Source organism: Desulfosarcina cetonica JCM 12296, from assembly GCF_001311845.1.
Taxonomy (GTDB): Bacteria; Desulfobacterota; Desulfobacteria; order Desulfobacterales; family Desulfosarcinaceae; genus Desulfosarcina; species Desulfosarcina cetonica.
The window spans coordinates 1-25918 of the sequence record NZ_BBCC01000036.1; the positions used below are offsets into that span (position 1 = coordinate 1).

Below are 25918 nucleotides of genomic sequence, written 5' to 3' on the forward strand. Positions count from 1 at the left end.
TCCGCGGCGGGAACTCACCCGACGACCGGGACGACGACATTGGTTTCCGGCTGGTTTGCCTCCCAGGTCAGTGAGCCAGGCAGCAGCGTAGCGTGGCGGCATTGATCCCGCAGACGCGGAGGGCCGTGCCGGAGCAGGCTCGTAGCCGTCGGAGGGGCAATGCCGTCATCGCGTAGCGGCCAGGCCGGAAAAGAGAAGAATGCGCCGCAGGCCGCGCACATTTTTAGCCTTTTTTATCGATCTGCAAAAAAACCTGACGCCTTTCCTTATTCTGTCAACCCCGCCGATCGGTACACCGGATCGGCGGATAGATCGGCTTCCAATCCCCCGCGAGACCTCGCAGCACCTTTAATCCCCTTGAATATTCAGCCCGATTCTTTCCTTCCATTTTTCCTGATGAATGTCTCACCCTTCGGATTTTGATCATTCTCGCAGAAAAGGCATGGGTCTTGCCGTAGTCAGTCGGTAAGGGCGACGCGCAGGTCAACCCTGTTGGCCGCAACCTGTTCGTCAGATTGCGTGAGAAATGCGATTCGTGCGAGCCGCCTCGCGACTGCTGAACTCCCATTGCCGGATGCCGCCATGTTCCACTCCATACGCTTCAAACTGATCGCCAGCCTCATCGCCGTATCCCTGCTCGTCGGCTTGATTTCGATTCTCGTCGGCGGAAACCGTTTATATCAGTCGGTGCTCGACGAGGCCCATAACCGCATCCGCCAAGATCTCAACGTCGCGCGGGTGATTTATGATGATCGGGTCGACACCATCCGCATGGCCATGGAAACCATCGCCTCCACGACGACCCTGAGCCAGGCGGCGATGGTTGCCGATCCTTCATCGGTCCCCCCGTCGGTCAATGCCTTGGCCAACCGTATCCATTTGGACTTTCTGGGGATTACCGATATGGCGGGGCAGGTTTTTTTCCGTGCCGGCAACCCTGCACCGGAGAATCGCGTCATCAGCGAAAATCCCCTGGTTCGTTGGGTGGTCGAGCGGAACCAGCCCATTGCCGGAACCGTGGTCCTGAGCGATGCCCAGTTGCGCGCCGAGGATCCGGAATTGGCCGTTCAGGCCCGAAGCACCATGCATGCCTCTCCGTTGGTGCCTGGATCCAGCGACGGGCTGACCATCGGCGCGGCGGTCCCGATCGTCGCCGACGGCCGCAGGGTCGGTGTGCTCTACGGCGGCTGCCTGCTCAATGGCGATACGGCAATCGTCGACAAGATCGGTGAGACGGTCTTCAAGAACGAGATCTACAAAGGGCGCCACGTGGGAACGGCGACGATCTTCCATAACGATCTCCGGGTCGCCACGAGCGTCAAGGATGCCGCCGGCAACCGCGCCCTGGGAACGCACGCTTCACCGGAGGTTGCCCGTCGCGTGCTGGGAGAAGGCAAACGCTGGACCGACCGTGCCATGGTGCTGGCCGACTGGTACATTACCGCCTATGAGCCGCTGGCCGATATCGCCGGCAACCGGGCGGGCATGCTTTACGTGGGCGTGCTGGAGAACAAGTACGCGGACATTCGCAATAAGGCCATCGCCATGTTCGCCGGCATTACCCTGGCCGGCGTGCTTTTCGCCATCGTGCTCAGCTGGCTGCTCACCGGGCGCATCATGCGGCCGGTGAGCTATCTCATCCGCGCCAGCGCGGAGATCTCCAGCGGCAACCTCCATCCGAACATCGGACCGATTTCCAGCGACGACATCGGCCAGCTGCAGAAGAAGTTCATGGTCATGGTGGAGGCCTTGCAGGAGCGGGAACGGATGCAGCGCAAGGAGAGTGAAACCCGCCTGATCCAGTCGGAGAAGCAGGCCAGCGTGGGTAAACTGGCCGCCGGCGTGGCCCATGAGATCAACAATCCGCTGACGGCCGTCCTGACCTTCACCCACTTGATCCTGCGCCGCACGGACCTGCCCGAGGACGTGCGCGACGATCTTGCGGTCGTGGCCGCCCAGACCGAACGGGTGCGCGGCATCGTCAAGAGCCTGCTCGACTTCTCCCGCCAGACCGAACTCACCCCCACGGCCATGGATGTGAACGTGCTGGTCGAGGACAGTATCCGGCTGATGGAGAACCAGGCCCTGATCAAAGGCATCGACCTGGTTTTCAAGCCCGACCCGACCCTGCCCATTCTGGTGCTCGACCGGAACCAGTGCCAGAGCGTGTTGATCAACATGATCCTCAACGCCTTCGACGCCATGGCGGCCGGCGGCCGGATCGAGATCACCACCCGCAATGCCGGCGAGGGGCCGAAAGGCGGTGTGGAAATCAGCATCGCCGACACGGGCAGCGGCATCCTGCCCGATCACCTGGACAAGCTGTTCGATCCCTTTTTCACGACCAAGCCCGTGGGCAAGGGCACGGGATTGGGCTTGGCCGTATCGGCCGGCATCATTCAGCGCCATGGCGGGGTCATCACGGTCAAATCCAAACCCGGATCCGGCGCCACCTTTACCATCTGGCTGCCCCACCGTCCGCAGGATGGAGGGCAGGAACTTCCGGAGGTCCAGTCATGAGAGTGTTGATTGTCGATGACGATGCCATCGTGATCCGAAGCTGCCGACGGGTCCTGGAGGCCGAGGGCATGGACGTCCATACGGCCAGCACGGTGGAGAAAGGAGAAGAAATGCTCGCCGATGGCGATTTCGACCTGATGCTGACCGACATCAAGATGCCCGGCCGGGACGGCTTTGAAATGATCGCCCGGGCCCGCCGGATCCGGCCCGGGTTGCCGATCCTGATGATGAGCGGCTATTCGACCGCCGGGACCATCGCGGACGGCCGTCGCCTGGGGGCGGACCATTTTATCGCCAAACCCTTTACGCCGGACGAGCTCTTGCAGGCCGTGCGGCATACGATCGCGCAAGTTGATGAACCACGCTAAAACGGGAGGAACAGGGAAATGGCACAAACGATGTTGATCATAGACGACGATACGGCGGTACTGGCATCCTGCCAGCGCATTTTTACCGAGGAGGGCTTTGAGGTGACCACCACCACGAATCCGTTGGACGGTCTCGACATGGCCCAAACCAAGGCCTACACGGTCATCCTCTGCGACTGGCATATGCCCGAGCTTGACGGCATGAACGTCGTCTCCCGGCTTCAGACCCAGGCGCCGGAATCGGCGGTGGTGATGATCAGCGGGTATCCGTCGGTGGACCGCGCCACCGAGGCCATGAAGCGCGGCGTGATGGACTACCTGCCCAAACCCTTCACGCCCGAGGAAATTTCCAAGGCCGTCAACAAGGCCATCTCGGCCAAACTGCTCCAGGAGAAGAAGACCATGGGGATGTTCGAGAAGTTCATGGAGAAGTTCCCCACCCAGAGCCTCGATGACAAGGGACCCAAAATCATCGCCGAAACCGTGGCCCAGACCGTGGGGGTCGCCAAGGCCACCTCCCCATGGCTCTCCCTGTTCGTCCTCGGCGTGATGGCCGGCGCCTATATCGGTTTCGGCGGCCTTTTTTCCGCGTCGGTGACCTTCGACATGCGCCCGCCCTGGGCATCGGACTGAAGAAGCTGGTCACCGGCGCCGCCTTCAGCCTCGGGCTCATGCTGGTGGTCATCGCCGGCGCGGAGCTGTTTACCGGCAACAACCTCATGGTTTCCAGCGTGATCACCGGACGCACCACCTGGCGCAAGGTCCTGGCCAAATGGGGGCTGGTTTACGGCGCCAACTTCATCGGCTCGATTTTACTGGCGCTCCTGTTCTATGCGTCGGGGCTCTGGAAGACGGGCAACGGCGCCTTGGGGCTGGTCGCCTTGAAGACCGCCTACGCCAAGGTGCACCTTTCCACCGGCGAGGCCTTTGTACGGGCCATCGGCTGCAATTGGATGGTCTGCCTGGCGGTGTGGATGGCCCTGGCCTCGCGCCAGACGATCGGCAAGATCTTCGCGATCTTCTTTCCCATCATGGGATTCGTGGCCATCGGCTTCGAGCACTGCGTTGCCAATATGTACTTCATCCCGACGGGTATTTTTCTCAGCCGCTGGGCCGGGTTGAGTGCCACGGGACTCGACCTTTCGACGCTGACCTGGGGAGCCTTCGTGGTGAAGAATCTGATCCCCGTGACCGTCGGCAACATCATCGGCGGTGCCGTTTTCGTGGGCCTCGGCTACTGGGGCGCCTACCTCAGGCCTTCGCGATAGATCCGCCCAATCCGCCATGGCCGTCTTCCCCGGCATGGGAAGACGGCCATCCGTTGGATCGGCCATGCGATTCCCGATTATCGGTAGGCCGCATGGATTTTCTCCAGTTCACCCCCATTGATCAATGCCTTCAGCGCCGTATCAAAGGCCGGTAGAATCGACGCATAGGCGGATGACTTGCCGATACACAGGTTGAGCGAGGTCGATTCCAATACGTTGGGCAGTTGAATCACGCTTTTCTCATATCCCAGCTTCTTGATATGATAACCGGTCGATATCGCGCCGCCGATGTAAACGTCGTATCGGTTTTGAGATATCAGAAACAAGGCTCGATCCAGCGTCGGAACCCAGGCCACCTGCCGCTTCCCAAGATTTTTTCGGGTCCAGCCGTTGCCGATGTAACTGACCGTCGTGAACCGCAGTAAATCGGAGACGGTTTTGACGGTTTCGATTTCCCGAACGCGGCTGTTTTCCGGGTTGCTGAACAGCGTCACGGTTACCGTTGACACCGGAACCCTGCCGATGTTCGTATACGCTTCGTGCCGGTGTGGGAACGGAAATAAAGGCATCCGCTTCGCCGGTTCTTACCATTGCCTGCGCCCTTTCCCATGGGTATCCCGTGTGACGGACCAAAAGACCCATTTGGGTACGGACGATCCGGTCGGTGACATCGATCAGAATGCCCTTCATGCAGCCATCTTCCCGATAGGAATAGGGCGCGAAGTCTTCAAAATAGACAAACTTCATCGGATCCTCGGCAAAGGCCGAGCCGGTAACGAGGAGAAAAACAAGCAACGCGCCTGAAAGTCGCATCTATCCCTCCGAATCGATCATGACGAATCTGAAATATGTCGAACTTAGGATTCTGTATGCTGCCGATGGAATCGCTTGATCGATTTTCAGGACGAGGGTGACAATCGTTGTTTTGCGGAGAAGCCGGTTTCCATGCCGGTGGTGCTTTGATTCATCGGTTGATAAGCATTATCTTCGTTCAAAGACATGCAGAAATCAAGCACCTTCAAACGGGAAAAATAAACATGAGCCATTCACCCCATAAGGGACCGATGTCAACGGCGTCCTTTCCGGAGGCGCTCAAATTCTGGACCAAGCTGGGCTTTATCAGCTTTGGCGGGCCGGCCGGACAGATCGCCATCATGCACCAGGAGGTGGTCGAACGCCGAGGCTGGCTGGGCGAGAATGCATTTTTGCGGGCGCTGAACTTCTGCATGCTGTTGCCCGGACCCGAGGCCCAGCAACTGGCCACCTACATCGGCTGGCGGCTGCATGGCACCTGGGGCGGAATTGCGGCCGGATCGCTGTTCGTGATTCCTTCGATATTCGTCATGCTGCTGCTCAGCTACCTGGCCGCCGCCCATATCGATATCCCGGCCGTGGCGGCGGCCTTCTACGGCATTCAGCCGGTGGTGGTCGCCGTGGTCATCGAGGCGGTGCTGCGCATCGGTAAAAAGGCCCTTCGCCACCGCGTGCTCCATGCCTTTGCCACCGTGGCCTTTATCGCCATTTTTTCTTCAACATCCCCTTTCCCTATATCGTGGCCGCAGCCGCCGTCGCCGGCCTTCTCATGCAGCCTCGCCTGCCCCAGGTATTCTGCAAGGGACAATTCGACGCCAACACCCGTGAGTGCCGGGTCGAAGCAGAGGCGCGGCTGCCCAGCCGGTCCAAGCCGACGCTCGGCCATGTGGCCCGCGTTTTTTCACTTGCTTCGTGCTCTGGGCGGCGGTGGTGGGCGGCATTTGGATATGGCGGGGAAGCGAGGATACCGTGACCCAGGTGGGGCTGTTTTTTACCCAGGCCGCTTTCGTCACCTTTGGCGGGGCCTATGCCGTTTTGAGCTATATTACCGCCGTGGCCGTGTCCAGCGGGTGGTTGTCCACCGGGCAGATGCTCATCGGCCTGGGGTTGGCCGAGTCCACGCCCGGCCCGCTCATCATGGTGACCCAATATGTCGGCTTCCTGGCTGGCTGGCATCTGCCCGGCGGGCTCGATCCGTTGCTGGCCGGAGTCATCGGCGCTTTGGTGACCACCTATGTGACTTTTTTACCGTGCTTCTTCTTCATTTTCGCCGGCGCACCCTTTATCGAGGCCATGGCCGGCAACCAGCGCATCCAGGCCGCGTTGACCGGCGTTACCGCGGCGGTGGTGGGGGTGATCCTCAATCTGGCCGTCTGGTTCGGCCATAATGTCGTTTGGCCCGCCAGCGGTGTGGATCCGTTCGCACTGGCGTCCATGGCCATTTCACTGGTGTTGCTGCAGCGATTCCATTTCCCCATCCAGTACCTGGTGCTGCTGGGCGCGGCGTCTGGCGTTGTCTGGCGGATGATGGCCTGACGCCAGGATGCCATGCGCGGTTGGGGGAAGGACGGCACCGTGGTCCGTAACGGCCGATTTGCCGTTACGCATCCGGGATTCAGGCCATTCCGCCGGCAAACTCCGTCTTGAGGACTTTCGCGAGGGTCTGCAGGGTGTAGGGCTTTTTCACATACGGTCCGGCACCCAGACGTTGGGCTTCCTTGATTGCCGCGGTCTCCGAGAAGCCACTGACGATGATCGCCTTCTGACCGGGGCGAATGCGGATGATCCGCCGGTAGGTTTCGAGTCCGTCGATGTGGGGCTCCATGATCATGTCCAGGAGAACCATGTCAACCGGGTGCTTGTTCAGATAGGCGATCGCCGCCTCGCCATTTTCGACGCAGACGGCCTGGTACCCGAGCGTGCTGAGCATCTCGCGGGCGATTTCACGCTGGACCCGCACATCATCCACGACCAGCACGGTTTCCCCATGGCCCCGAAGGGATCCGATTTCCAGGGGTGCCTGATCGGCCGTCGGCACCTGGCGGGTGGCCGGCAGGTAAATTTCGAAGGTCGTCCCCCGGCCCGGCACACTATGCACTTCGATATAGCCCAGATGGTCCTTGACCGTTCCCCAGACCACGGCCATGCCCAGGCCGGTGCCGCTGCGGCCCATTTTCTTCTTGGTGTAGAAGGGCTCGAAGATGCGCTCCAAATCTTCCGGTGAAATGCCGATGCCCGCATCGGCAACGCGCAGCACCGCATACTCCCCTTCCTGGACCGCTTCGTAGCCCTTGAGCGGCCGGTCCACATACCGGTTGGCCGTGGTGATCAGCATCTTACCGCCGTCCGGCATGGCCTCGGCGGCATTGGAGACCAGGTTCATGACCATTTTGGACAGATGCACCGGCGATCCCAGGCAGTTCAAAAGATTTTGATCCAAGTCGGTGTCGAAGTGAACCTGGGGGTGATGGTGCATCAGGTGCCGATGTTCCGGCGTGGTCAGGTAGGTGAGGACAATCTCGCTGAGATTGGTGACCTCCATGACCGGCACGCCCCGCCGGGCCAGCGTCAAGAGATCCTGAACGATGGCGCCGGCGCGCAGACCGGATTCCCGGATCGTCTGGATCGGTTTGCGCAGGGGATCGGCCGGACCCAGCTGCATCAGCAAAAGATCCGGATAGCCGACAATTCCGCTCAGGATGTTGTTCAGATCATGGGCCACGCCGCCCGCCAGGGTCCCCAAGGCTTCCATTTTTTCCGCGCGCTGCAGCTGTGCCATGAGCCGCAGTTTTTCTTCGGCGGCGTGTTTCTGTTCGCTGATGTCGATAGCCATCTCGTAGCGTACCCGGCGACCGTCCGGCCACTGGATGGCCTTGTCGATGCATCGGTAAAAGCGGCCGTTGGACTGGTTTTCATGCTCCCAGATATGTACCTGGCCCGACTTCTCACCGAAGATGATGCTGTTGGTGCAAAAAGGGCAGGGGGATTGACGGTTCTGCAGCACCTCGTAGCATTTCCCCTCCGACCAGAATGGCCAAGTGCGTTTGATCGCTTCGTTGGCATACAACAGTTGATAGGTGTCCGGTGTGCTGATGTAAATCGGTTCGTCGATGCTGTCGAAGATGGACAGCAACTGACGGCGTTCGACATCGAGCATTTTTTCCACACGCCGGCGTTCGGCGATATCCACCTGCAGGCGGTCGTTGGTCAGGGTCAGCTGTTCGGTGCGTTCGGCGACCATTTGTTCCAGATGCGTCTGGTGTTCCTTGAGTTGTTCCTCGGCACGCCGAGCGCTGTTTTCCGCCTGGTTGGCATGCGCGACCTGCCGCTGGAGATCTTCATGCAGCTTCTTGAGGTCGTTCGCCATGGATGTGAAGTTGTCGGTGAGGCGGTCCAGTTCGACCACCGGGCTGGGCGGCATCTGGGTTTCGTACACACCGACGCCCAGCCGCTGAATGGCCGTGGACAATCCGCTGATGGGATCGGCGATGCGTCCCGACAGGTGGCGGGTGTTGGTCACCAGGTACAGGAAAAAGAGAATATAGAACAGGATCATGAAGCCGATGGCGGCGTATCCGATCAGACGGGCATACTGTTCCTGGTGGAGGATGGGATCCAGGATGGTTTTGCGATCCGCAATCACCATGAGCTTCCAGCCGGTGGCCGCCACGGTTGTCTGGCAGACCAGATAGGTCTGGCCGCCAAGGGACAGTTCGATCGACCCGCTTTGGGTCTTCATCAGACCGGCAACCGGTTGGCGCACATCCGCCAGAATCGATGCGAGAAGATTGAATGTCTCCGGCTTGCCGGTGTCGTGTTCCACCTGGGTGTGGTAACGGAAGTCCGAAAGTTCACTCAGACCGAATATCTGCTCGACCTCCGGCGGCATGGCCATGATCGTCCCCTGGGCATCCACCAAAAAGGCGTGTGCGCCCCAGGGCAGTTGGAGGCCGAGCAGGTTGTCGATGAAGTTCTTGACGGTCACGTCGATGCCGGCGACCCCTTCGAGAAAATCATCCCGGTAAATCGGTACGATGCACGACATCATCCAGCCCATGCCCATGGGATCCAGATAGGCTGCTGTCCAGACCGGTCCGCGGCCGGGATTGTGCGCCAAGTCGGCGAGATAGTAGAAATTGTATTTGGGGATGTTCATGCGGGCGGGCAACTGCGCGTACACGTTCTCGAAAAAGGGATAGTAGCGTGACATGGAGTCAAAGGTGTTGAGATACACGGCGACGACGTTGGCGTCGGTGTCGGCGATGGCCTTGTAGAGCGGGTCGAGCCTTTCGCTGCGCAGGGCTTTGTCCGTTTCCCGGTCAGCGATCGGCGTCCGGCCGGAGTAGAAGAGGCTGCAGCCGCCGTTGTCAATTTGTTTATGATAGACGCCGTTGGGCGCAAAACCGAATGACGGCGGCGGGTCGGGCAGGGAAAACTGCTCCGGATGGTCGAAAAAACGGGTGGTTTCCTGCTGCAGAACCCGGGCCAACTGGGACACGCCCTGCAACTGGGTGCCCACAATACGCGCCTGACTTTCGGTGATGCCTTGCAAATGGGACAGTCGGTCGACGCGCAGTGTACCGACGGACTTATCAAAGAGGTGGGTGTTCATCAGGAAATACAAGGCCAGGAGGGTGACTTCGATGACCAAAAGGGGCAGCAGGGCGGCCTTGAAGAATTCTCGTGAGATAAAGGTTTGCAGTGAGATGTTACGTTCGGGTGTCATTGCCATCCATCTGTACGCGATCGTCGCAGGCTCATTAGCGGGTTTTCAGATATCGTCTAAAGGGCCGGATCATCTCATCTGTCATCCGCCCTTGAAGATGTCGGCGGAATGGGGCGAAACTTGACAGAAACAGCAAAAGGGCGTTTGTCAGGCGTGAGCGCCAGTGCCGCTGGGGAAAATCGAACCCGCCCAGGCGTCGGAATGTCCGGCAGTCGGCGCGAAAGGGAAATCGCAGCCGGCCCCAGATTTCATCGCGGAAAAGGATCCTGCCGGAATGGCCCAGGAAGGTCGACGAACCGATAAAACCATGCTCGGCGCAGGCCACCAGGCGCTGGGCCAGGGCGTCCACCTGGTCGTCGATCGCACCTGAGAAGGTGGGCGCATCCGTGGCGATACCGGCCAGATGGGCCTGCTGCATTTCAATATAGGCCTCCAGGATCTGCCGCAGGTTGGCGTTTTGGGTCAGCGGGCCGGAGATCAGCAGGCCGATCTGTTTGCCGCGCAGGGCGGGCACGTGACCCATGAAAAAGGACCGATCGAAAAACCGCTTCCAGCGTGCGGATAAATAGCGGTCGGTCACGGTCCCGGCCAGGATGAGAATATCCGCCTTCATGACGCGATCACGAAAGAGCTCCATGAAGGCGTCGTGGCCCTGGTAGACGCAGATGTTGGCATCGGCACAGCGCAGGCATCCCTGGCAGTCTCCCTGGGGACCCTCGGCGGATAGGTCGATGGTCTCTATGCCGCCTGAAAAACAGGTGCGCATGCGCTGAATCATTCTACCCAGGTTGGTGGCCGGGGAAAGTTCATCGGTGATCAAAAGGACCCGCCGGCCACCCGGGTCCACGGGATGGGGCTGCCCGCCGGCGCGTAGGTGCCGCCGGACCAGACCAACGGGGGAAATTGCCGGTGGGCCGGTCGCTGGCTGGCCATCTCGGTGAACATCAGCGCGGCGAAGGCCGCCAGGCGTTTGCGTTCCGGGGCCTTGAGCAAATCGTACATGTCCGCCGAATAGCAGCCCACATGGCGCATGGCCAGATCGTCGCAGATGGCGTGCAGATAGTTGTGGGCGGTGTGGTCGTAGAAGTGGATCGAGGTGGTCAGAACGGCGGTGGGTTTTCCGTCAAAGACCGCAGCGGCGTTCTTCTCGAATACCAGCTCGATAAACCGTTTATAGCCCGCGGGGACGAGAAGATGGTAGACCGGCGTGGCCCAGAGGATGGCGTCGGCGGCCCGAATTTCGTCCATGACGGCATCGAAAGCGGCGACATCCCTTTCCAGGTGCCGGATGCGCCGGGAGATATGAATCGTCTTCAGCGTATGGGCGGGAAAGTGCTTTGCGATATAGGCCACATACTGCAGGGTCACGCTTTTGGCGCCTTTGGGGCTGCCGTTGAGGACGATGACGTTCATTGGCGATCCAGTTCCTGTCGCACGGCCAGGCCGATTTTTTCCAAGGTGTACGGCTTGCGCAGATACCCGCCGGCGCCCAATACCTGCATGGCCTTGACCCGATCGGAAGGGGCATAGCCACTGGCGATGATGGCGCGCTGCGCCGGGCGTATCTCGAGAATCTTTTGATACGTCGCAAGCCCATCCATGCCAGGTGGCATGACCATGTCGAGCACCAGAAGATCCACGCTTTGGGTGCGAAGATAATCCACGGCGGCCTCTCCGCTGTCTGCCGCGGTGACCCGATACCCCAGCTTGCCGAGCATGCGCACGGCAATGTCGCGCTGCTCCGGAACGTCATCGACGACGAGCAGGGTCTCGCAGCCGGTGTAATCCTGGAGCACGATCCGTTCCGCCGGCTTGCCGATCTCCTCGCGGGTGGCCGGCAGGTAGACATCGAAGCGGGTGCCGTCACCTTCACGACTGTGGATGTCCACGAATCCGCCATGGTCCTTGAGCGTGTTCCAGACAACGGTCATGCCCAGGCCGGACCCGCTGTGGCCCATGCGTTTCTTGCTGTAGAACGGTTCGAAGATGCGATGCAGATCCTCGGCGGCGATGCCGACCCCTTCGTCGACGATCTGCAAGATCACATACTCCCCCTCGACGATGCGTTCATACCGATCGACTTCCATGTCCAGATAGCGATTGAAGGTCGTCAGCGTGATGGTTCCGCCGGCTGGCATGGCCTCGACGGCGTTGCCCACCAGGTTCATGATCATTTTCAGGATGTGCAGATGGGATCCCCGGATGTTGATCAGGTCGTCGGCCAGTTCGGTGGTGATGCGGATGTCGGCGTGTTTTTCCAAAAGACGTTTGCATTCGGGGGTATCTAGGTAACTGCTCACGATGTGGTTCAGATTGATCACCAAGTGGTCCTTGACCCCGCGACGGGCGATCATCAAGAGATCCTGGACGATGTCCGCGGCCCGTTGACCGGAGCGCTGGATCGTTTCGATCTTGCTGCGCATGGGATTATCGGCGGCCAAGTCCAATAGCAGTAATTCCGGATAGCTGACCAGTCCGCTGAGGATATTGTTCAGGTCGTGGGCCACGCCGGCGGCCAGGCTGCCGATGGCTCCATCTTTTTGGATCGTTCCAGCCGACGTTCAAGATGTTTGCGTTCGTCGATATCCTTGGCGATCCCCTGGGTCCCGGCAAACAACGGTTTGTCCGCCTGGGATGGGGTGTAGATCCCTTCGGCCGAGATGCTGAAATAACGACCGCCGCAGGCTTTGGCGTCGCCATCGAGGGAGAGCAGCAGGCGCAGCTCCATATCCCGTGTGGCGCGTGGGCCCGTGCGCCGTTCGTTGATGCGGAAGGCGGCTGCGGCTTTGTCCTCGGGATTCACCAGGTCGAGGATGTGACGACCGATCAGCGTCTCGGGGGCCTTTTGATACTTGGTGATCGCCGGGCTGATGAACGTGATCCGGCCGCTTTCGTCCAACCGGAAAACGATATCGGGGATCGTCTGAATGATGGCGTTGAGATGGCGTTCGTTGTTTTTGATCAACACCAGGGCATTGCGTAGCTGTTGGCTGGCCTTGCGCTGACGTGTCCAGTACTTGAACAGCATCAAAAAAAGGCCGCCGGAAATGATCACCGCTGCGGGCAGAAGCGGCAGTACCAGGATCCGGCGGCTGATGAAGAGGACATGTGTACCGATGCCCAATACCAGGAGGCCGGCTGCGCCGGTAAGGATCGTGGGCAGAAATTCGAGGCGGGCGATGCACAGGCCGTACAGTCCCGCGACCAGCAGGGCCAGCAGGATTTCAGCGTACACGATCCCGGCATATCGGCGAATGGTGCTGCCCGACAGGATGGTCTCGACCGCCTGGGCATGCACGTCGACGGCGGTGACATGGCTGTCCTGAGGCGTTTGGTAGACGGGGGTCAAGCCAATGGCCGACAGCCCCACCAGGACGATCCGGCCCCGGACGGCCCGTGCGGAGAGCTGATCGGCCAGGACCTGGGTGGCCGGAAAGTGGTGCAGGCGCGGCTGGTTCTTGGTGAAATGGATCAGCAGATTGCCGTTCTCGTCGATGGGAATCGTATGAGGGCCGAAAACCAGGCGGTTCTGTTCGCCCTGCCGCTGCCAGATCGTGAGCGGCTCATGCGGCTGGGTGGCCAGCAAGGCGGCCAGGGCCAGGTTCGGATAACAGGTGCCGTTATAGGTGATGATCAGGGGTAGCCGTCGCAACAGGCCGTCCCCATCGGGTTGCCCGTTCAAAAATCCGGCATAGGGCGCGTTGACGGCCAACTGAGGGATGTTGCAGATGATACCCTTTGCCTCGTAGAAGTGGATACCGCCGACCTCAAGGGCGGGGTGCCGGATGTTGATGATTTCAAGGGCTGGCAGATGACATGCGCTTGACGGCGGCGCATGTCCGCCAAAGTCAAACCCATAGCCCAGGACAAACGGTCCCGTGGCCAGTGTGGCGGCCAGAACCGCATCGTTGTCGGTCGGGCCGTCCGGCGTTTCTCTGACCATCACTTCCGATGCACATGCCGAGGTGCCGTTGGCGCCGCCAGGGCTGGCGGTGGGCCGTCCGGTGCGATCCGGTTCGGCCATGATGAAATCCAGGGCGATACTCTTGGCGCCCAGGGCCTTGAGTTTTTCCAGCAGGCAGGCCAGGCGGGTGCGCGGCCAGGGCCATTGCCCCCATGTGGCCAGCGACTGTTCGTCGATTTCCACCACGACGACCTGGTCGCTGATGGGAACATTCGGCGCCGTTGCCACAATGGCGTCGGTGAGTTTCAGTTCCAGGTGACCAATAAAAAAAGGATGGATGACGACCACGGCGGACCAGGCGAGGGCCAGGAGGAGCGCCAAGACGACCACCAGACGTGCCGAGGGGTCGAGGTTGTTTTTGGAGTTTCGCATAGGCGCCGTGCATTTGACCGGTACGATGATGTTTTTGCTCGGGTGGCCGTCCTTGCGGTGGGCCGTCGACGGGTGTGCGGATCAGCGGACCACCACTTCCACACGGCGGTTTTGGGCATTGGCGACGTTGTCGGCGGTTTTGATCAACAGGTTTTCCTCGCCATGGGAGGAAACGTCGATTATGTTGTCCGCAATGCCACTGTCCACCAGCAATTTCCGGACCGCCTGGGCGCGTCGCATGGAGAGGGCCACGTTGTAGGCTTCGTTGCCCACGGTATCGGTATGCCCGATCACGGAAACGCGTGTGGGCATACGTGCCGCAATGGCCGTGAGAATTTTGGGCAGGGCCTTCCGGGACACCGGCAAGAGCTGGTCCGAATCGGACTGAAAGTGCAGGATAAAGTGGACCGGTGGCGGCATTGGGGTGTTCACAACGGCGCCGAACAGCTTTTCGAGCTGTGCCGCGTCGACCGTTGTCGGTGCGCTTGGCACCGTCTGATCGTCGCGGATCACGGTGGTTTGGTTGGCCTGATCGATGGCAATGCTGCCGGCGGCATTGGAAACGGTGACTTGGCCGACGGCGCCATCCGGGTCGGGGACCAGGGCCACCACGGAGCGGTGACTGCAGGCCGCGACGAGCATCATGGCCGCCAGAACAATCCAAACGGAAGGATATCTGTGCATGGGATCACTTGTCCTTTCTTCTGTGATAAAACCGGATGGATCCACGCTTGGGATTACCCCCCAAACGCGCGGGGGTGGTTTCATTCGACTTTCATCAGTACATGGGTCCCGCGCACACCGATGGTGGCGGCGGGCATGACCAATTGTACCGATTCGGGCGCGAGCTTGGCGATCTGACCCGAAATGAACGACATGGTGCCGCGGATCAGCTGGATGACCAGTGAGAGTTTTTTCCCCAAGGGCTCGAACAGGTAATCGTCAACGCTGATTTCGGTGCCCGGTCCCAAGGCGATCATGCTGTCATCGGAGAAGATCAGACCGACGAGGCCGTCACGGGCGGTGCGGACGATGTCGGCCTGTTCGATCTCCATGCCGGTGACCACGTTCAGGGTTTTGCCCTTGCGCGTAATGGTGGCTTCACCCTCTACGGTTTTGACCACACCCACGAAGGCGTGGGCGGCCGTTGAAAACATGCCGGCCAACAAAAACGCCAGACAGAGCCGTCGGAAAAGTATGATTTGCATGCATGCCTCCTTTTGGGGTTAGCGATCCAGTTCGGCCCGAACGGCCAAACCGATCTTCTCAAGCGTATAGGGCTTTTTGATGTAACTGCCGGCGCCCAGCTGTTGGGCTTCGCGGACGCTTTCGGTTTCGGCATAACCGCTGGCGATGATCGCACGCTGGTTCGGAACCCGTTGGATGATCGCCTTGTAGGTATCCAGCCCGTTCATGCCACCGGGCATGATCATATCCAGGACCAAGAGGTCAAAGGTCCGCTCGGCAATCATGGCCAGGGCCTCCTCCCCGCTGGCGGCCAGGTCCACGCCGTAGCCCAGCCGTTGCATCATCCGGCGCGTCAGGTCACGTTGTTCCGGGGAATCGTCGACCACCAGGATCGATTCGCCCTTGCCCAGGTAGTCGTCGATATAAACGGAACCTGTATCCTCTTCCTGGGTGCGTGAACCGGGGAAGTAGAGCACGAAGGTCGTGCCGGCACCCTCCTCGGTGATGATGTCGATGAAGCCGCCATGGTCTTTGAGCGTTCCCCACACCACCGACATTCCTAACCCCGTGCCGCTGCGGCCCATGACTTTCTTGGTATAGAAGGGCTCGAAGATTTTTTCCAGGTCGGTGGCGGCGATGCCAATGCCCCTGTCCGCGACCTCCAGAATGGCATATTCCCCCTCGGGGATGATCTCGAAACCCGGATGAGGCGTGTCGATGTAGCCGTCCCGGGTGCGGATGGTGATCCGGCCGCCCGAGGGCATGGCATCGGCGGCGTTGGCCACCAGATTCATCAGGGTCTTGGAAATGTGGGTGGCCGATCCGAGGACGGTCAGGGTGCCGGGCCGAAGATCGGTCTGAACACTCAGCTGAGGCCGATCGCCCATGATCTTGCGGTATTCCGGGGAAGCGAGGAAATCGTTGACGATGCCCTCCAGCCGAACCACCTTTTTGGTACCCACATTGCGGCGGGCCAGGGTCAACAGATCCTGAACGATTTCGGCGGCCTTTTCACCCGATTTTTTGATCATCAGCAGGGGCTGGCGCAAGGGATGGTCCGTCGGAAGATCGAGCAGCAGGAGATCAGGGTAACTGACAATGCCGGAAAGAATGTTGTTCAGGTCGTGGGCCACGCCGCCGGCCAGGGTGCCTAGGGATTCGAGGCGCTTGGCATTGGCCAGGCGGTTTTCGAGATTTTTTTTCTCGGCCTCGGTTTTTTTGATCGCGGTGACGTCGTGAACGACGGTCATGGCTCGCTTGGGTTGGCCATTGTCTAAGAAGAACTTGAAATTCATGATCACCGAGAGAATTTCGCCATCTTTGCGTTTGAATTCAAGCCCCAGGGACGCCGCCTGACCGACGGGCGGCGCTTCCAAAAGATGGCGGATTTTCAGCTGGCCGGCTTCGTCCAGCAGGACGAAAGGGTCGATGGCCAACAGTTCATTCTCGCTGTAACCGGTATATTGGCACATGACGTCGTTCACCGCAGTAAACCGCAGACAGGCCAGGTCGAGTTCGAAGATTCCGGCAGGGGCGAACTGAACCAGCTCTTTGTATTTTTCCTGGCTTTCCCTGAGTGCCAGCTCGTAGCGCATCCGCTCGGTAACATCCCGGGCGGCGGCTTGGATGCCCACTGGCCTGCCATCACTGTCCCGAACCAGACGATTGCGATACTCCAACGTCACTTCGCGTCCCGAACGGGTGGTCATGCGCATATACCCATCATCGAACCCCTGGGTGGTCACGCGGGAGAGGTAGTTCTTAAAATCGGCTTTATAGCGGTCGGGCAGAAAGCTGCGAATGTTGATCCCCTGAGTATCCTCGTGTTGCCAGCCGTACTCCTCCTTGAAAGGCAGGTTGGTCTCGATCAAGTTGCCTTCCAGGTCGTGGATGCAAAGCAGGTCCGATCCATTTTCGAACAAGTATCGGTATTTACGTTCGGAATCAACCAGCTGGGCGTTTTTCTGGGTCAGGCGCCGGTTGGCTTCGATCAGCTGGGCGACGGTTTGGCGATGGCTTTTACACCGGCGATAAAATCGCGTGAGAAAATTGCCCGAGAAGGGCGTCCAGGTAATGCGATACCGGCACGCCGGACCGGATGCCGTGCGTTGGCGTTCCTCCACCTTGGCTTGGGGCAGCCCCATCCGGGTGGGCAGCGCGGCCAGCAGACCGCGGACATAGTCGCCATCGAATGGCGTCCGCTGGTGACCGTCATGGAAATGATCCGTGATAACGGCCCATCCGTTTCCGATTTCATGGATTTTGAGGGTGTCAATGGTCGTTGTGGATCGGCTGTAGGTGGATATTCGGGTATATGCCCATTTTGGATTGCCGAGTAACCGGGCGATCCATCCCCCCATCCCCAGGGCCTCGAAGGGGTCGGTGGCCAAGCCAGGTGATAGACGGCGTTTTTATCGTTCAGAAGGGCAATCATCCGGGCATAAAGGGTTTGCAGCAGGGCATGCGAAATCCAATGGGCCGGATCCATCAGGAAGGGTTCGTCCACGGGCAGCCCCACCAGCAGGTCGCCCAACCTGCCGTGGTTGTTTTCACGAATATGGATGAGTAGCGAGCGCGTAATTCGGCAACTGATCTCCTTGGCCATGGTAGCGGGGGTGCTTTCGTCCATCGGTCCGTTGGCAAGCTATGGGTTGCAGGATACGGTTTGTCCGCTGGCGTCGTCCCGCCCTTTGCCCAAGAGGATTGTCACACGCCGCACTGGCGGGCGGAAGACGCATGCAGGCAGTCGTGGTGGTGTTTGCCCGAATGCTGAACTCCCTCCTGAATTATTCGGTTTTTAAGTGAAGTTCAAGCCTTGTTCTGCGATTGTGAACAATTTTGGTGCGGGATGGGGCCACCGGCCAGGTGCGCGGCAACCCGCGCCACCAGTCTGGCGATGTCGATGGGCTTGACCATGGTTTCCACCACGCCGATCTTTTCGGCGATATCCAGATAGGTCCGGGGATCGAGCTGGCCCCCGCCGGAAATGGCGATAATCGGCATTGCCGGTCGTTCTTTGCGCATTTCCAGGATGGTTTCGATGCCTTCCTTCTTCGGCATGATCAAGTCGGTGATGACCAGGTCCACGGGCGTTTGCCGGAACCGGCGCAGGGCCTGATGACCATCCGCAGCTTCCAGGGTGGCATAGCCGGACCGTCTGAGCGTGACATTGAGTAGCTTGCGGATCTGGGGATCGTCGTCAACGATCAGGATGATATATTGGCGGTGCGTTGTCATCGGGACAGGCTTTCAGCGGATTCCATCTTGACCCGCTCGCCGTCGAGGACGCGGCGGACCAGGGGGAGCATGTCATGGGTGGAAAAGGGCTTCATGATCAAGGCCCGGATACCTAACGCGGTGGCTGTGTCGGCGTCGATTTTTTTACTGTAGCCGGTACACAGGACGACCGGTATGTCCGGTCGAATGGCCAGCACCTCGGCGGCCAATCGGTCGCCGGTCAGATTGGGCATGGTCATATCGGTAAGTACCAGATCGAAGGCCTGGGGTTTGTTTTTGAACAGGTTCAGGGCCTCGATACTGCTGGTGCGAATCGTGACACGATAGCCTTACGTTCCAGCATCCTGGCGCCCACGCGGGCAATCACCAGCTCATCGTCAACGATCAGAATGTGCTCTGTCCCGCCCGGCAGATGTTCGGCCAAGGCGGGTTTCTCAGGAATGTCCGGGTTTTCGATACACGGCAGGAAAACCTTGAAGCAGCTGCCTTGACCGGGTGTGCTGGTCACCTGAATGTCGCCGCCATAACCACTGATGATACCGTGTACCACGGCCAGTCCCAAGCCTGTGCCTTCGCCGACATCCTTTGTGGTGAAATAGGGCTCGAAAATCGATCCCATCTCTTCGGCCGGGATCCCGCAACCGGTATCGGAGATGGCGAGTACCCCATACCGCCCGGCCTTGAGCGGATCCATGAGGCCCTCGATGCCGGCTTCCAGGAGAACGTCGCCGATGGTGATGGTCAGGTCACCGCCACGCGCTTCATGGCATGGACCGCATTGGTGCACAGGTTCATGCAAACCTGGTGAATCCGGGTGGGGTCGGCCAGCACGGTGACCTCACTTTCCACGGTCAGACGGATGGCGATGGTTGCGGGTACTGTTGCGCGCAAGAGTTTGGCCACTTCCCTGACAATACTGCCAAGGTTGAACGGTTCGGCGCGTTCCTCCGTCTGATGGGCGAATGCCAGGATCTGGTTGACCAGGTCGCGGGCGCGCATGCCCGAGATGCGGATTTCCTTGAGGTAATCCTCCAGGGGCGAGCCCTTCTCCACCTCGTCGAGGGCCAGTTCGGCAAAGCCGATCGTCGAGGTCAGGATGTTGTTGAAGTCGTGGGCAATGCCGCCGGCCAGGGTGCCGATGGCCTCCATTTTCTGGGATTGCCGCAGGCGGGTCTCGATTTCGATCTCCTTGCTGATATCCCGTTTGACCGCGACATAGTGGGTGATCTGCCCGCTTTCGGCGATCACCGGGGAGATGGTCGCCTCCTCGGTGAAAAACTCCCCGTTTTTTCGTCGGTTGACGATGCGGCCGCTCCACACGCGGCCCTGGGTCAGCGTTTGCCACATGGCGTGATAAAAGGCGTCGTCCTGCCGGCCGCTTTTGAGGATGCGTGAGCTTTTTCCCACGGCTTCGGCCCGGGAATAGCCGGTGGTGGTCTCGAAACCCGGGTTGACATACTGGATGCATCCTTCCCGGTCCGTGATGACGATGGCCTCGGGACTTTGCGCGATGGCCGTGAAGAGCAAGGTGCGTTGCTCCTCGGCGGATACCTGGTCGGTGACATCCGTGGCCACGCCTAGCACGCAGCGCGGATGGCCGGGAAGACGGATGGGGATCGTGGCGGTGCGCAGCCAGTGCACCGTTCCGTCTTTTCGGATGAAGTTTTCCTTGGCGACGGTCAAGGGCTGCTGGCGGTCAAGGACCTCGGCGTCATGACGGCATAAAGATTGGACATCGGCGACGTGGAGGCCGGCCCGTTCGGCCAGTTCCATGTCCGTTCGGCCGACCATCTCCTTTTCCGGCATCCCGTAGAGATCGGCGATGGTTTGATTGGCCAGCAGGTAGGCCCCCCGGTGATCCTTCACAGAGACATAGTTGGGGCTGGCATTGAGGACGGTTTTCATGGTTTGTTCGCTCTGGCGCAGCTGCTTCTCGGCATTTTTATGCGCGGTCAGGTCCCTGAAGATGGCGACGATTTCTCCGGTGCCGAGGCGGCAGACGTAGTTCTCCACCCACAACCGGATCTTTCCGTCCTTGTAGCGGGTGATCGGATGCTGCCGCGGATGGCCGGTGTGCCAGACGGATCGGAAGACATCCAACAGCCCCATTTGGACGATTCCCGGAAACACCGCCTGGACGCTGCGTCCCACCACTGCCGTGGCATTCACCTGAACCAGTCTGGCGCCTGCGGGATTGACGCCCTGGATAATGAAATCCGCACCGTTGTCGGATGCCCGGTAGATGGCGACGCCATCATGCATGTTCATGAACAATTCCCGGAAGCGTTCTTCAACAACGATATCCTTCATGGATTCCTCATGGACGCATCCCGCGGCGGATGGGGCAGGGTGAATTGGATTTTCATGGAGAAATGGATCCTCCCCATAGCCCAGGGGCTATTCTTCAATAACCAGATAGCCTTCCGCATCCCGTTCGACCCGCGTGATGCCCGGATGTTTTCTTTCCAGCGCCTTCAGGATGGCATCCCGGCTGCGAATTTTCTGCAGGAGACGATCTCGCTCGGTGGCCAGGTCGATGGCTTCCAGGGCGCGTTGGATCGTGATTTTGAGGTCGGTATCATCCCATGGCTTTTGAATGAATTTGTAAACCCCGGCCTCGTTGATCGCCTGGATGGCGACCTGCATTTCCGCCTGACCGGTGAGCATGATCGTCAGGATGTGCGGGTAGCGTGTTTTGACGGTTCTCAGAAAATCCAGTCCGTTCATCCCGGGCATGTTGTAATCGCTGATCACCAGACTGACTTCACGGGCTTCGAGCAGATTGAGCCCTTCCTCACCGCCGCCTGCGGTCATCAGGGTGTAGGGCGCCTTACGCAGGACGCGCTGGAAGGCTTTGAGAACGTGGGGTTCGTCATCCACCATCAGGATTGCGTGTTGGGCCATGTTCGATGGGTTCCTTTCCAAAAATGGCGAATTGCCACGGTTATGAGAAACATTGGGTTGGCGGTGGGTCTGCCTCGCCGTCGGCCTGGGTGGGGATGCCGCACTTGGGGCAATGGTGCCAGTCCCGGGCCAGCAGCTGGCAGCACTGCCGACAGCGTTTAATCAGTTCCTTGCCGCAATACGGACAGAAATGGTGACGTTGTTCCATCAGGCTATTGCAATGAACACAGGTGATTTGGGTTGTGTTTTGGGGTCCGAAGACGCGCAGAACTTCCTCACAGGTGGTGATTCCTTCGCTGATCTTTTGAAGGGCGTCGTCCAAGAGGGTGGTCATGCCGGTCAGTCGGGTGGCGTGCAGCAGTTCGGACTCCGCGGCCCCCTGGTGGATCATGCGCTTGATTTCGTTGTCGACCTGGAAAATTTCGTAAACACCGATGCGTCCCCGGTAGCCGCTGCCGTTGCAGTCGTCGCAGCCGGTGCCGCGAAAGGCGCTGAAATCCGGATCGATGATATTCAACGCCTGGCGGATTTCTTCATCCGGTTGATCAACCGTGCGGCAGGTCGGACAGATGCAGCGCACCAGCCGCTGGGCGATGATTCCGATCAGGCGTCGGAGATCACGTAGGACGCCAGCCCCATGTCCCTCAGGCGCGTGATGGCGGCGATGCTGGAATTGGTGTGCAGGGTCGACAGCACCAGGTGGCCGGTAAGGGCCGCGTTGAATGCCACCTCGGCGGTTTCGTGGTCCCGGATTTCACCGAGCATGATCACATTGGGATCCTGGCGCAGAATCGCCCGCAGCACGTTGGAAAAGGAGAGGCCGATCTTGTCGCGCACGTTCACCTGTTCGGCCATGTTCATGTAATACTCCACCGGGTCCTCGATGGTGGTGAAGTTCTTGGTGATCTTGGCGCCTTTGCGCAGCATGCCATACAGGGTCGTGGTTTTGCCGCTGCCGGTGGGACCGGTGGCCAGGAGGATGCCCTGGGGGCGTTCGATGAATCGGCTGACCGTCGTCAGGTCACGACCGCTGAAACCCAACTCTTCGATCTCCCGGCTGGCCGCGTTCTTGTCCAGGATACGCAGGACCACCTTTTCACCGTTGATCGTGGGCAGGGTCGAGATGCGCATATCCACCATGCGGGTCGAGGATTTGACCGTGATGCGGCCGTCCTGGGGCCGACGGCGTTCGGCGATGTCCAGGTCGCTCATGACCTTGATGCGTGAGACGATCGCCAGAAGCATATTCTGGGGGATGTGCAGTTTATCCACCAAAAGATCGTCGATGCGGTAGCGGACCATGACGAATTTGGTTTTGGGTTCGATGTGCACATCCGAGGCGCCATGCCGCAGGGCATCGGAAATGATCGCATTGACAATCCGGATGGCCGGTGGCTTGTCCTTGGCGCGCATCAGCTCCTCGATGTCGGAGGCTCGTCGGTCTCATCGAGGATGATTTCGATCTGTTCGGTCGGGTCGCTCAGATCGATCTCCGAAAGCGCGATTTCGAAGCTTTCCGCCTCTCCGTAGGTCTCCTTGATTTTTTCGAGAATTTCCCGACGGCTGGCCACCACCGGTTGGATCGGCATGCCGGTGATGAAGGTCAGGTCATCGATCTTGTTCTGATCCGTGGGATCGGCCATGACCACGATGAGTTTCTGGTCGCTGCGCTTGAGCGGCATCAGGATGTTCTGCTCGCAGATTTCCCGGGGAACCAGTGCCGCCAGGGCTTCGGGAACACTGAACTCGGCCGGCGACACCCGGTTGATGTCCGTGTGGTGTTCGATGGCGGCGATGATGGCCTTTTCGGACGCAGCACCGATATTCACCAGGATTTTGGGCAGGATGCCGCTGGATTTGGCCTGGATGGACAAAGCTTTTTCCAGCACCGCCCCGTCGATCAGGCCCGCCTTGACCAGGATGTTGCCCAATTGGCTGTGGTGTGTGTTGATGAACCGGCTGAGCCGCTTGAGCTCCTTTTGCTGATTTTCGGCCTGTTGTTTCAGGGATGTGTTTTCGCGAATCAGATCATACTGTTCGAGCGCCAGGCTCACGGTAAGGCGCAGGTCGTCGTCGTTCCAGGGCTTGGTGATGAATTTGTAAACGGCACCTTCATTGACGGCCCCCATGACCGCGTCGGTATCGGCGTAACCGGTCAGCATGATGCGGATGGTTTTGGGGTATTTGGCCTTGATCTGCTTGAGCAGTTCGGTCCCGGTCATGCCGGGCATGCGATGGTCGGAGATGATGACATGCACGGGCTGATGCTTGTCCAAAAGGGCCAGGGCCTCGGGTCCCGAACCGGCCGTGATGACTTCGTAGTTTTCGTGCCGGAAGATGCGGCGCATGGATTTGAGGACATTGATTTCGTCATCGACGAACAGGATCCGATAGGCCTGGGGCGCTTCCGACGGATCTGCCACAGCGGCCGTGGTATCCGTGGCGGTGCTGCTGTCCAGAAAAAGATTGGCAAATCGTGACATGGCTGTGGATGCTACTTTCCAAGGGTCGCCGGAGCGCTGCCGGGAATGGGCTCAGCGGTTGCCGAGACACCGTCGGTGACGGGAATCCGAATGGTGAACGTGCTGCCCCTGTCGGGCGCGCTTTCGACCCCAATGGTTCCGCCAAGGGATTTGACGCTGTTGTAGGCGTGGAAAAGCCCCAGGCCGGTGCCGTCACCGACCTCCCGGGTGGTGAAAAAGGGATCGAAGATGTTGGCTTGGTCGTCTTCGGCGATTCCGACCCCCGTATCCGTTACCGCGACCACCACATGATTGCCGTCTTCAGCGGTCCGGAGGGTGACGGATCCCTGGTGGCCGACGGCCTGGATGGCGTTTTTCAGAATATTGAAAAAGACGTAGTTGATTTCCCGCAAGTGGCAGGTGATTTCGGGAATGTCGCCATACTCACGATGCACGTTCACTCCCGGCTGCACGTGGCTGGACAGCATTGCCAGGGTGGTGTCCAGACAGGTGTTGAAATTGACGCTTTCGGTCCGTTCAATGCTGGGATGGGCAAAGTCTCTCAGGTTTTCGACGATGATGTTGACCCGTTTGGCACCATCCAGGGATTCCTCGATCAGGCTTTGGGTGTCTTCGATGACGAAATCCAGATCCATTTCCCGGATCAGCTGGGTGATGGCCGTTAGCTGGGTTTTGATCTGGGACGCCGCCGCGGTACCCGTTTGACCGATGAGAAGATCGGCCAGTTTGCGATAACGGGTGATTAAAAGGACCAGCTCCGCCGTGCTGCCCTTGAGCGTGTTCAGGTTGCTGATGATAAATCCGATGGGGTTGTTGATTTCATGGGCCATGCCCGCTGCCAGTTGGCCGATGGCAGCCATTTTCTCCTGCTGGAACAGAACCAGTTGGGTGTTGCGGATCTCACGGGTCTTCTTCTCCACCTCGATCTCCAGATCCGTTGCCAACCGTCGGTAGCGTGCTTCTGAAAGGGCCAGCTGGTCGGCCTTTTCCTTGAGTGCGATGTAGGATTCGTTGACCACCTGACCATGCAGGCCGGCAGTCATGCGGTTGCGGTAGGTGAGATCCATGATTTGGACGATCCACCTGGCGGTGAATCGTGCCAACCGTTCCAGCCGTGTGATTTCGGCCGTGCTCTCCGCCGGCGCGGTGAGCCGCAGGCGGCCGATCACTTCCATTTCGTGGATCAGGTCAATCCGGACCGCAAGCGTCGGTTGGCCGTTTTTTTCCGTGTCGCGCCGTCGCCATCGGCAGGGTAGTAGACCTTGCCATCAGGATACAGGATCGAAGCCGCCGCCCGGCCATTGATGTCGGCCAGAAGCACCTTTGCCAAGGATAGCGGAAACAATTCGGCCAGGCTGTATTCGCGGTCGAATTCACCCATATCGATATGCTCATTCATGGTTGTCATGAAGTCACCGCCTTCGGCACCACCGCGGCAAAATGTTCGGGCAGGATATCATGCCGCGCTTTCAGTTCGAAACGCCGATCGAGGTCAATGTAGACCGCTTCGATCAGACGCATGAAGGTCTCCAGAACGCCGTTACCGGTCAATGCCGAACTGAACGTCACCGGCAGCCCCGTGGGTGCCCAGCGCTGCTGAATTTCCGCCTCGCTGATGATATCGGGGAGATCGCGCTTGTTGAATTGCACCACCAGGGGGAGCCGATCGAAATCGAGCCCGACACGAGCGGCGTTTTTCTCCAGGTTGTCGAAACTCTGGAAGTTGCTCATCGCCTGGCTGGTCTGCGAGTCGGCCACGAAGACCACGCCGTCGGCCCGTGAAAGAACCGCCTTGCGGGTGGCGTCATGGGCAACCTGGCCGGGAACCGTGAAAAGTTTGAATTTGACCGTGAATCCTTGCCGGGTCCGGATCAGAAGCGGCAGCAGATCGAAAAAAAGAGTCCGGTCTCCCTTGGTTTCAAAGGTCATCAGCTCGCCGCAACGGCCGGTCTCCATCAGGTCGTGCAGACGCATGAGGTTGGTGGTCTTGCCACTCAAGGCCGGACCGTAATAGACGATTTTGACGATCAGTCTGCCGCTTTGCGGGATGAATTCGGCCATGGCTTTTGCCCTCC

The 25918-nt window shown here is 59.6% G+C and carries 28 protein-coding genes and 1 pseudogene; 7 read left to right on the top strand and 22 right to left on the bottom strand.

The annotated features are described in order from the left end of the window. Nucleotides 1–159: 159 nt before the first annotated feature. The 5 genes from JCM12296_RS10610 (at nucleotide 160) to JCM12296_RS44115 (ending at nucleotide 4156) form a co-directional block, all read left to right on the top strand. Nucleotides 160–423 carry a hypothetical protein gene (locus JCM12296_RS10610; RefSeq protein WP_054692443.1) on the top strand — a complete coding sequence of 88 codons (264 nt, stop codon included), beginning with the start codon at nucleotides 160–162 and terminating at the stop codon, nucleotides 421–423. A gap of 159 nt (nucleotides 424–582) precedes the next feature. Further along, the gene (locus JCM12296_RS10615; RefSeq protein ID WP_054692446.1) at nucleotides 583–2520 is read left to right on the top strand and encodes a cache domain-containing protein; all 1938 of its coding nucleotides are present in this window, start codon (nucleotides 583–585) and stop codon (nucleotides 2518–2520) included. Continuing rightward, a complete protein-coding gene (locus JCM12296_RS10620) occupies nucleotides 2517–2888 on the top strand; it encodes a response regulator (RefSeq protein ID WP_054692449.1) in 372 nt (123 codons plus the stop codon). Before JCM12296_RS10615 ends, JCM12296_RS10620 begins: the two co-directional genes overlap by 4 nt. An 18-nt stretch (nucleotides 2889–2906) precedes the next feature. After that, a complete protein-coding gene (locus JCM12296_RS44110) occupies nucleotides 2907–3521 on the top strand; it encodes a response regulator (RefSeq protein WP_246804142.1) in 615 nt (204 codons plus the stop codon). Beyond that, nucleotides 3410–4156: a formate/nitrite transporter family protein gene (locus JCM12296_RS44115; protein WP_246804143.1), complete on the top strand. Its 747-nt coding sequence runs from the start codon at nucleotides 3410–3412 to the stop codon at nucleotides 4154–4156. Before JCM12296_RS44110 ends, JCM12296_RS44115 begins: the two co-directional genes overlap by 112 nt. 77 nt (nucleotides 4157–4233) lie before the next feature. Here JCM12296_RS44115 and JCM12296_RS44120 read toward each other — a convergent pair whose 3' ends face one another. After that, nucleotides 4234–4389: a hypothetical protein gene (locus JCM12296_RS44120; RefSeq protein ID WP_246804144.1), complete on the bottom strand. Its 156-nt coding sequence runs from the start codon at nucleotides 4387–4389 to the stop codon at nucleotides 4234–4236. A 7-nt stretch (nucleotides 4390–4396) separates the two neighbouring features. After that, nucleotides 4397–4969 (bottom strand): type 2 periplasmic-binding domain-containing protein, encoded by a 573-nt coding sequence (locus JCM12296_RS44125; RefSeq protein ID WP_246804145.1) that lies wholly within the window; start codon nucleotides 4967–4969, stop codon nucleotides 4397–4399. 251 nt (nucleotides 4970–5220) lie between these two features. On the opposite strand from JCM12296_RS44125, the pseudogene JCM12296_RS50385 reads away from it, so the two are divergent. After that, nucleotides 5221–5628 (top strand): annotated as a pseudogene (locus JCM12296_RS50385) (chromate transporter); the annotation flags it as partial. On the opposite strand, the gene JCM12296_RS39760 reads toward JCM12296_RS50385, so the two are convergent. Then, nucleotides 5571–5855, bottom strand: coding sequence for a hypothetical protein (locus JCM12296_RS39760; RefSeq protein WP_172683844.1), 285 nt, complete (start codon nucleotides 5853–5855; stop codon nucleotides 5571–5573). The pseudogene JCM12296_RS50385 and the gene JCM12296_RS39760 sit on opposite strands and share 58 nt — an antisense overlap. Before the next feature lie 44 nt (nucleotides 5856–5899). On the opposite strand from JCM12296_RS39760, the gene JCM12296_RS38135 reads away from it, so the two are divergent. Then, the gene (locus tag JCM12296_RS38135) at nucleotides 5900–6505 is read left to right on the top strand and encodes a chromate transporter (protein WP_218188041.1); all 606 of its coding nucleotides are present in this window, start codon (nucleotides 5900–5902) and stop codon (nucleotides 6503–6505) included. Nucleotides 6506–6584: 79 nt separating this feature from the next. Here the strand turns inward: JCM12296_RS38135 and JCM12296_RS10650 are convergent, their stop codons facing one another. The 19 genes from JCM12296_RS10650 to JCM12296_RS10730 all read right to left on the bottom strand — a co-directional run bounded on the left by JCM12296_RS10650 (nucleotide 6585) and on the right by JCM12296_RS10730 (nucleotide 25904). Then, nucleotides 6585–9695 (bottom strand): ATP-binding protein, encoded by a 3111-nt coding sequence (locus tag JCM12296_RS10650; RefSeq protein ID WP_054692464.1) that lies wholly within the window; start codon nucleotides 9693–9695, stop codon nucleotides 6585–6587. A gap of 34 nt (nucleotides 9696–9729) precedes the next feature. Next, nucleotides 9730–10542: an NAD(P)H-dependent oxidoreductase gene (locus JCM12296_RS10655; RefSeq protein ID WP_172683846.1), complete on the bottom strand. Its 813-nt coding sequence runs from the start codon at nucleotides 10540–10542 to the stop codon at nucleotides 9730–9732. Beyond that, a complete protein-coding gene (locus JCM12296_RS10660) occupies nucleotides 10512–11108 on the bottom strand; it encodes an NAD(P)H-dependent oxidoreductase (RefSeq protein ID WP_054692470.1) in 597 nt (198 codons plus the stop codon). The genes JCM12296_RS10655 and JCM12296_RS10660 overlap by 31 nt, the downstream gene beginning before the upstream one ends. Continuing rightward, nucleotides 11105–12202: an ATP-binding protein gene (locus JCM12296_RS10665; RefSeq protein WP_054692473.1), complete on the bottom strand. Its 1098-nt coding sequence runs from the start codon at nucleotides 12200–12202 to the stop codon at nucleotides 11105–11107. Before JCM12296_RS10665 ends, JCM12296_RS10660 begins: the two co-directional genes overlap by 4 nt. Then, entirely contained in the window at nucleotides 12187–14031 is a 1845-nt protein-coding gene (locus JCM12296_RS10670) for a CHASE2 domain-containing protein (protein WP_054692475.1), read from the bottom strand. The genes JCM12296_RS10665 and JCM12296_RS10670 overlap by 16 nt, the downstream gene beginning before the upstream one ends. Nucleotides 14032–14112: 81 nt before the next feature. After that, nucleotides 14113–14715: an OmpA family protein gene (locus JCM12296_RS47330; RefSeq protein ID WP_054692478.1), complete on the bottom strand. Its 603-nt coding sequence runs from the start codon at nucleotides 14713–14715 to the stop codon at nucleotides 14113–14115. An 80-nt stretch (nucleotides 14716–14795) separates the two neighbouring features. Then, a complete protein-coding gene (locus tag JCM12296_RS10680; protein ID WP_054692481.1) occupies nucleotides 14796–15239 on the bottom strand; it encodes a FecR family protein in 444 nt (147 codons plus the stop codon). Nucleotides 15240–15257: 18 nt separating this feature from the next. Beyond that, nucleotides 15258–17609: a PAS domain S-box protein gene (locus JCM12296_RS10685; protein ID WP_054692483.1), complete on the bottom strand. Its 2352-nt coding sequence runs from the start codon at nucleotides 17607–17609 to the stop codon at nucleotides 15258–15260. 418 nt (nucleotides 17610–18027) lie between these two features. After that, nucleotides 18028–18456, bottom strand: coding sequence for a response regulator (locus JCM12296_RS10690; RefSeq protein ID WP_054692486.1), 429 nt, complete (start codon nucleotides 18454–18456; stop codon nucleotides 18028–18030). Then, on the bottom strand, nucleotides 18453–18770 hold the full coding sequence (locus tag JCM12296_RS10695; protein WP_083456044.1) for a response regulator: 318 nt from the start codon (nucleotides 18768–18770) through the stop codon (nucleotides 18453–18455). Before JCM12296_RS10695 ends, JCM12296_RS10690 begins: the two co-directional genes overlap by 4 nt. After that, nucleotides 18743–19255 (bottom strand): ATP-binding protein, encoded by a 513-nt coding sequence (locus JCM12296_RS10700; RefSeq protein WP_083456045.1) that lies wholly within the window; start codon nucleotides 19253–19255, stop codon nucleotides 18743–18745. The genes JCM12296_RS10695 and JCM12296_RS10700 overlap by 28 nt, the downstream gene beginning before the upstream one ends. After that, nucleotides 19198–20766, bottom strand: coding sequence for a PAS domain-containing sensor histidine kinase (locus tag JCM12296_RS10705; protein ID WP_054692501.1), 1569 nt, complete (start codon nucleotides 20764–20766; stop codon nucleotides 19198–19200). The genes JCM12296_RS10700 and JCM12296_RS10705 overlap by 58 nt, the downstream gene beginning before the upstream one ends. 87 nt (nucleotides 20767–20853) lie before the next feature. Further along, entirely contained in the window at nucleotides 20854–21360 is a 507-nt protein-coding gene (locus JCM12296_RS10710; protein ID WP_054692502.1) for a response regulator, read from the bottom strand. 40 nt (nucleotides 21361–21400) lie between these two features. After that, the gene (locus tag JCM12296_RS41670; protein WP_157067526.1) at nucleotides 21401–21940 is read right to left on the bottom strand and encodes an ATPase, T2SS/T4P/T4SS family; all 540 of its coding nucleotides are present in this window, start codon (nucleotides 21938–21940) and stop codon (nucleotides 21401–21403) included. Nucleotides 21941–21963: 23 nt separating this feature from the next. Then, nucleotides 21964–22773 carry a GspE/PulE family protein gene (locus JCM12296_RS41675; RefSeq protein WP_157067527.1) on the bottom strand — a complete coding sequence of 270 codons (810 nt, stop codon included), beginning with the start codon at nucleotides 22771–22773 and terminating at the stop codon, nucleotides 21964–21966. After that, nucleotides 22773–23843 (bottom strand): response regulator, encoded by a 1071-nt coding sequence (locus JCM12296_RS41680; RefSeq protein WP_157067528.1) that lies wholly within the window; start codon nucleotides 23841–23843, stop codon nucleotides 22773–22775. Before JCM12296_RS41680 ends, JCM12296_RS41675 begins: the two co-directional genes overlap by 1 nt. An 11-nt stretch (nucleotides 23844–23854) precedes the next feature. Further along, entirely contained in the window at nucleotides 23855–25018 is a 1164-nt protein-coding gene (locus JCM12296_RS10720) for an ATP-binding protein (protein WP_054692504.1), read from the bottom strand. Between the two features lie 8 nt (nucleotides 25019–25026). After that, complete coding sequence (locus JCM12296_RS10725; protein ID WP_054692506.1) at nucleotides 25027–25251, bottom strand: hypothetical protein; 225 nt, start codon at nucleotides 25249–25251, stop codon at nucleotides 25027–25029. Next, nucleotides 25248–25904 carry a GTP-binding protein gene (locus JCM12296_RS10730; protein ID WP_054692508.1) on the bottom strand — a complete coding sequence of 219 codons (657 nt, stop codon included), beginning with the start codon at nucleotides 25902–25904 and terminating at the stop codon, nucleotides 25248–25250. The genes JCM12296_RS10725 and JCM12296_RS10730 overlap by 4 nt, the downstream gene beginning before the upstream one ends. Nucleotides 25905–25918: the final 14 nt, after the last annotated feature.

Coding starts and splice junctions, on each gene's coding strand:
- JCM12296_RS10610 (WP_054692443.1), top strand. CDS start 160: ATGCCGTCATCGCGTAGCGGCCAGGCCGGAAAAGAGAAGAATGCGCCG.
- JCM12296_RS10615 (WP_054692446.1), top strand. CDS start 583: ATGTTCCACTCCATACGCTTCAAACTGATCGCCAGCCTCATCGCCGTA.
- JCM12296_RS10620 (WP_054692449.1), top strand. CDS start 2,517: ATGAGAGTGTTGATTGTCGATGACGATGCCATCGTGATCCGAAGCTGC.
- JCM12296_RS44110 (WP_246804142.1), top strand. CDS start 2,907: ATGGCACAAACGATGTTGATCATAGACGACGATACGGCGGTACTGGCA.
- JCM12296_RS44115 (WP_246804143.1), top strand. CDS start 3,410: ATGGCTCTCCCTGTTCGTCCTCGGCGTGATGGCCGGCGCCTATATCGG.
- JCM12296_RS44125 (WP_246804145.1), bottom strand. CDS start 4,969: ATGCGACTTTCAGGCGCGTTGCTTGTTTTTCTCCTCGTTACCGGCTCG.
- JCM12296_RS39760 (WP_172683844.1), bottom strand. CDS start 5,855: ATGGCCGAGCGTCGGCTTGGACCGGCTGGGCAGCCGCGCCTCTGCTTC.
- JCM12296_RS10650 (WP_054692464.1), bottom strand. CDS start 9,695: ATGACACCCGAACGTAACATCTCACTGCAAACCTTTATCTCACGAGAA.
- JCM12296_RS10660 (WP_054692470.1), bottom strand. CDS start 11,108: ATGAACGTCATCGTCCTCAACGGCAGCCCCAAAGGCGCCAAAAGCGTG.
- JCM12296_RS10670 (WP_054692475.1), bottom strand. CDS start 14,031: ATGCGAAACTCCAAAAACAACCTCGACCCCTCGGCACGTCTGGTGGTC.
- JCM12296_RS47330 (WP_054692478.1), bottom strand. CDS start 14,715: ATGCACAGATATCCTTCCGTTTGGATTGTTCTGGCGGCCATGATGCTC.
- JCM12296_RS10680 (WP_054692481.1), bottom strand. CDS start 15,239: ATGCAAATCATACTTTTCCGACGGCTCTGTCTGGCGTTTTTGTTGGCC.
- JCM12296_RS10690 (WP_054692486.1), bottom strand. CDS start 18,456: ATGACAACGCACCGCCAATATATCATCCTGATCGTTGACGACGATCCC.
- JCM12296_RS10705 (WP_054692501.1), bottom strand. CDS start 20,766: ATGAAGGATATCGTTGTTGAAGAACGCTTCCGGGAATTGTTCATGAAC.
- JCM12296_RS10710 (WP_054692502.1), bottom strand. CDS start 21,360: ATGGCCCAACACGCAATCCTGATGGTGGATGACGAACCCCACGTTCTC.
- JCM12296_RS41675 (WP_157067527.1), bottom strand. CDS start 22,773: ATGCGCGCCAAGGACAAGCCACCGGCCATCCGGATTGTCAATGCGATC.
- JCM12296_RS41680 (WP_157067528.1), bottom strand. CDS start 23,843: ATGTCACGATTTGCCAATCTTTTTCTGGACAGCAGCACCGCCACGGAT.
- JCM12296_RS10720 (WP_054692504.1), bottom strand. CDS start 25,018: ATGGAAGTGATCGGCCGCCTGCGGCTCACCGCGCCGGCGGAGAGCACG.
- JCM12296_RS10725 (WP_054692506.1), bottom strand. CDS start 25,251: ATGACAACCATGAATGAGCATATCGATATGGGTGAATTCGACCGCGAA.
- JCM12296_RS10730 (WP_054692508.1), bottom strand. CDS start 25,904: ATGGCCGAATTCATCCCGCAAAGCGGCAGACTGATCGTCAAAATCGTC.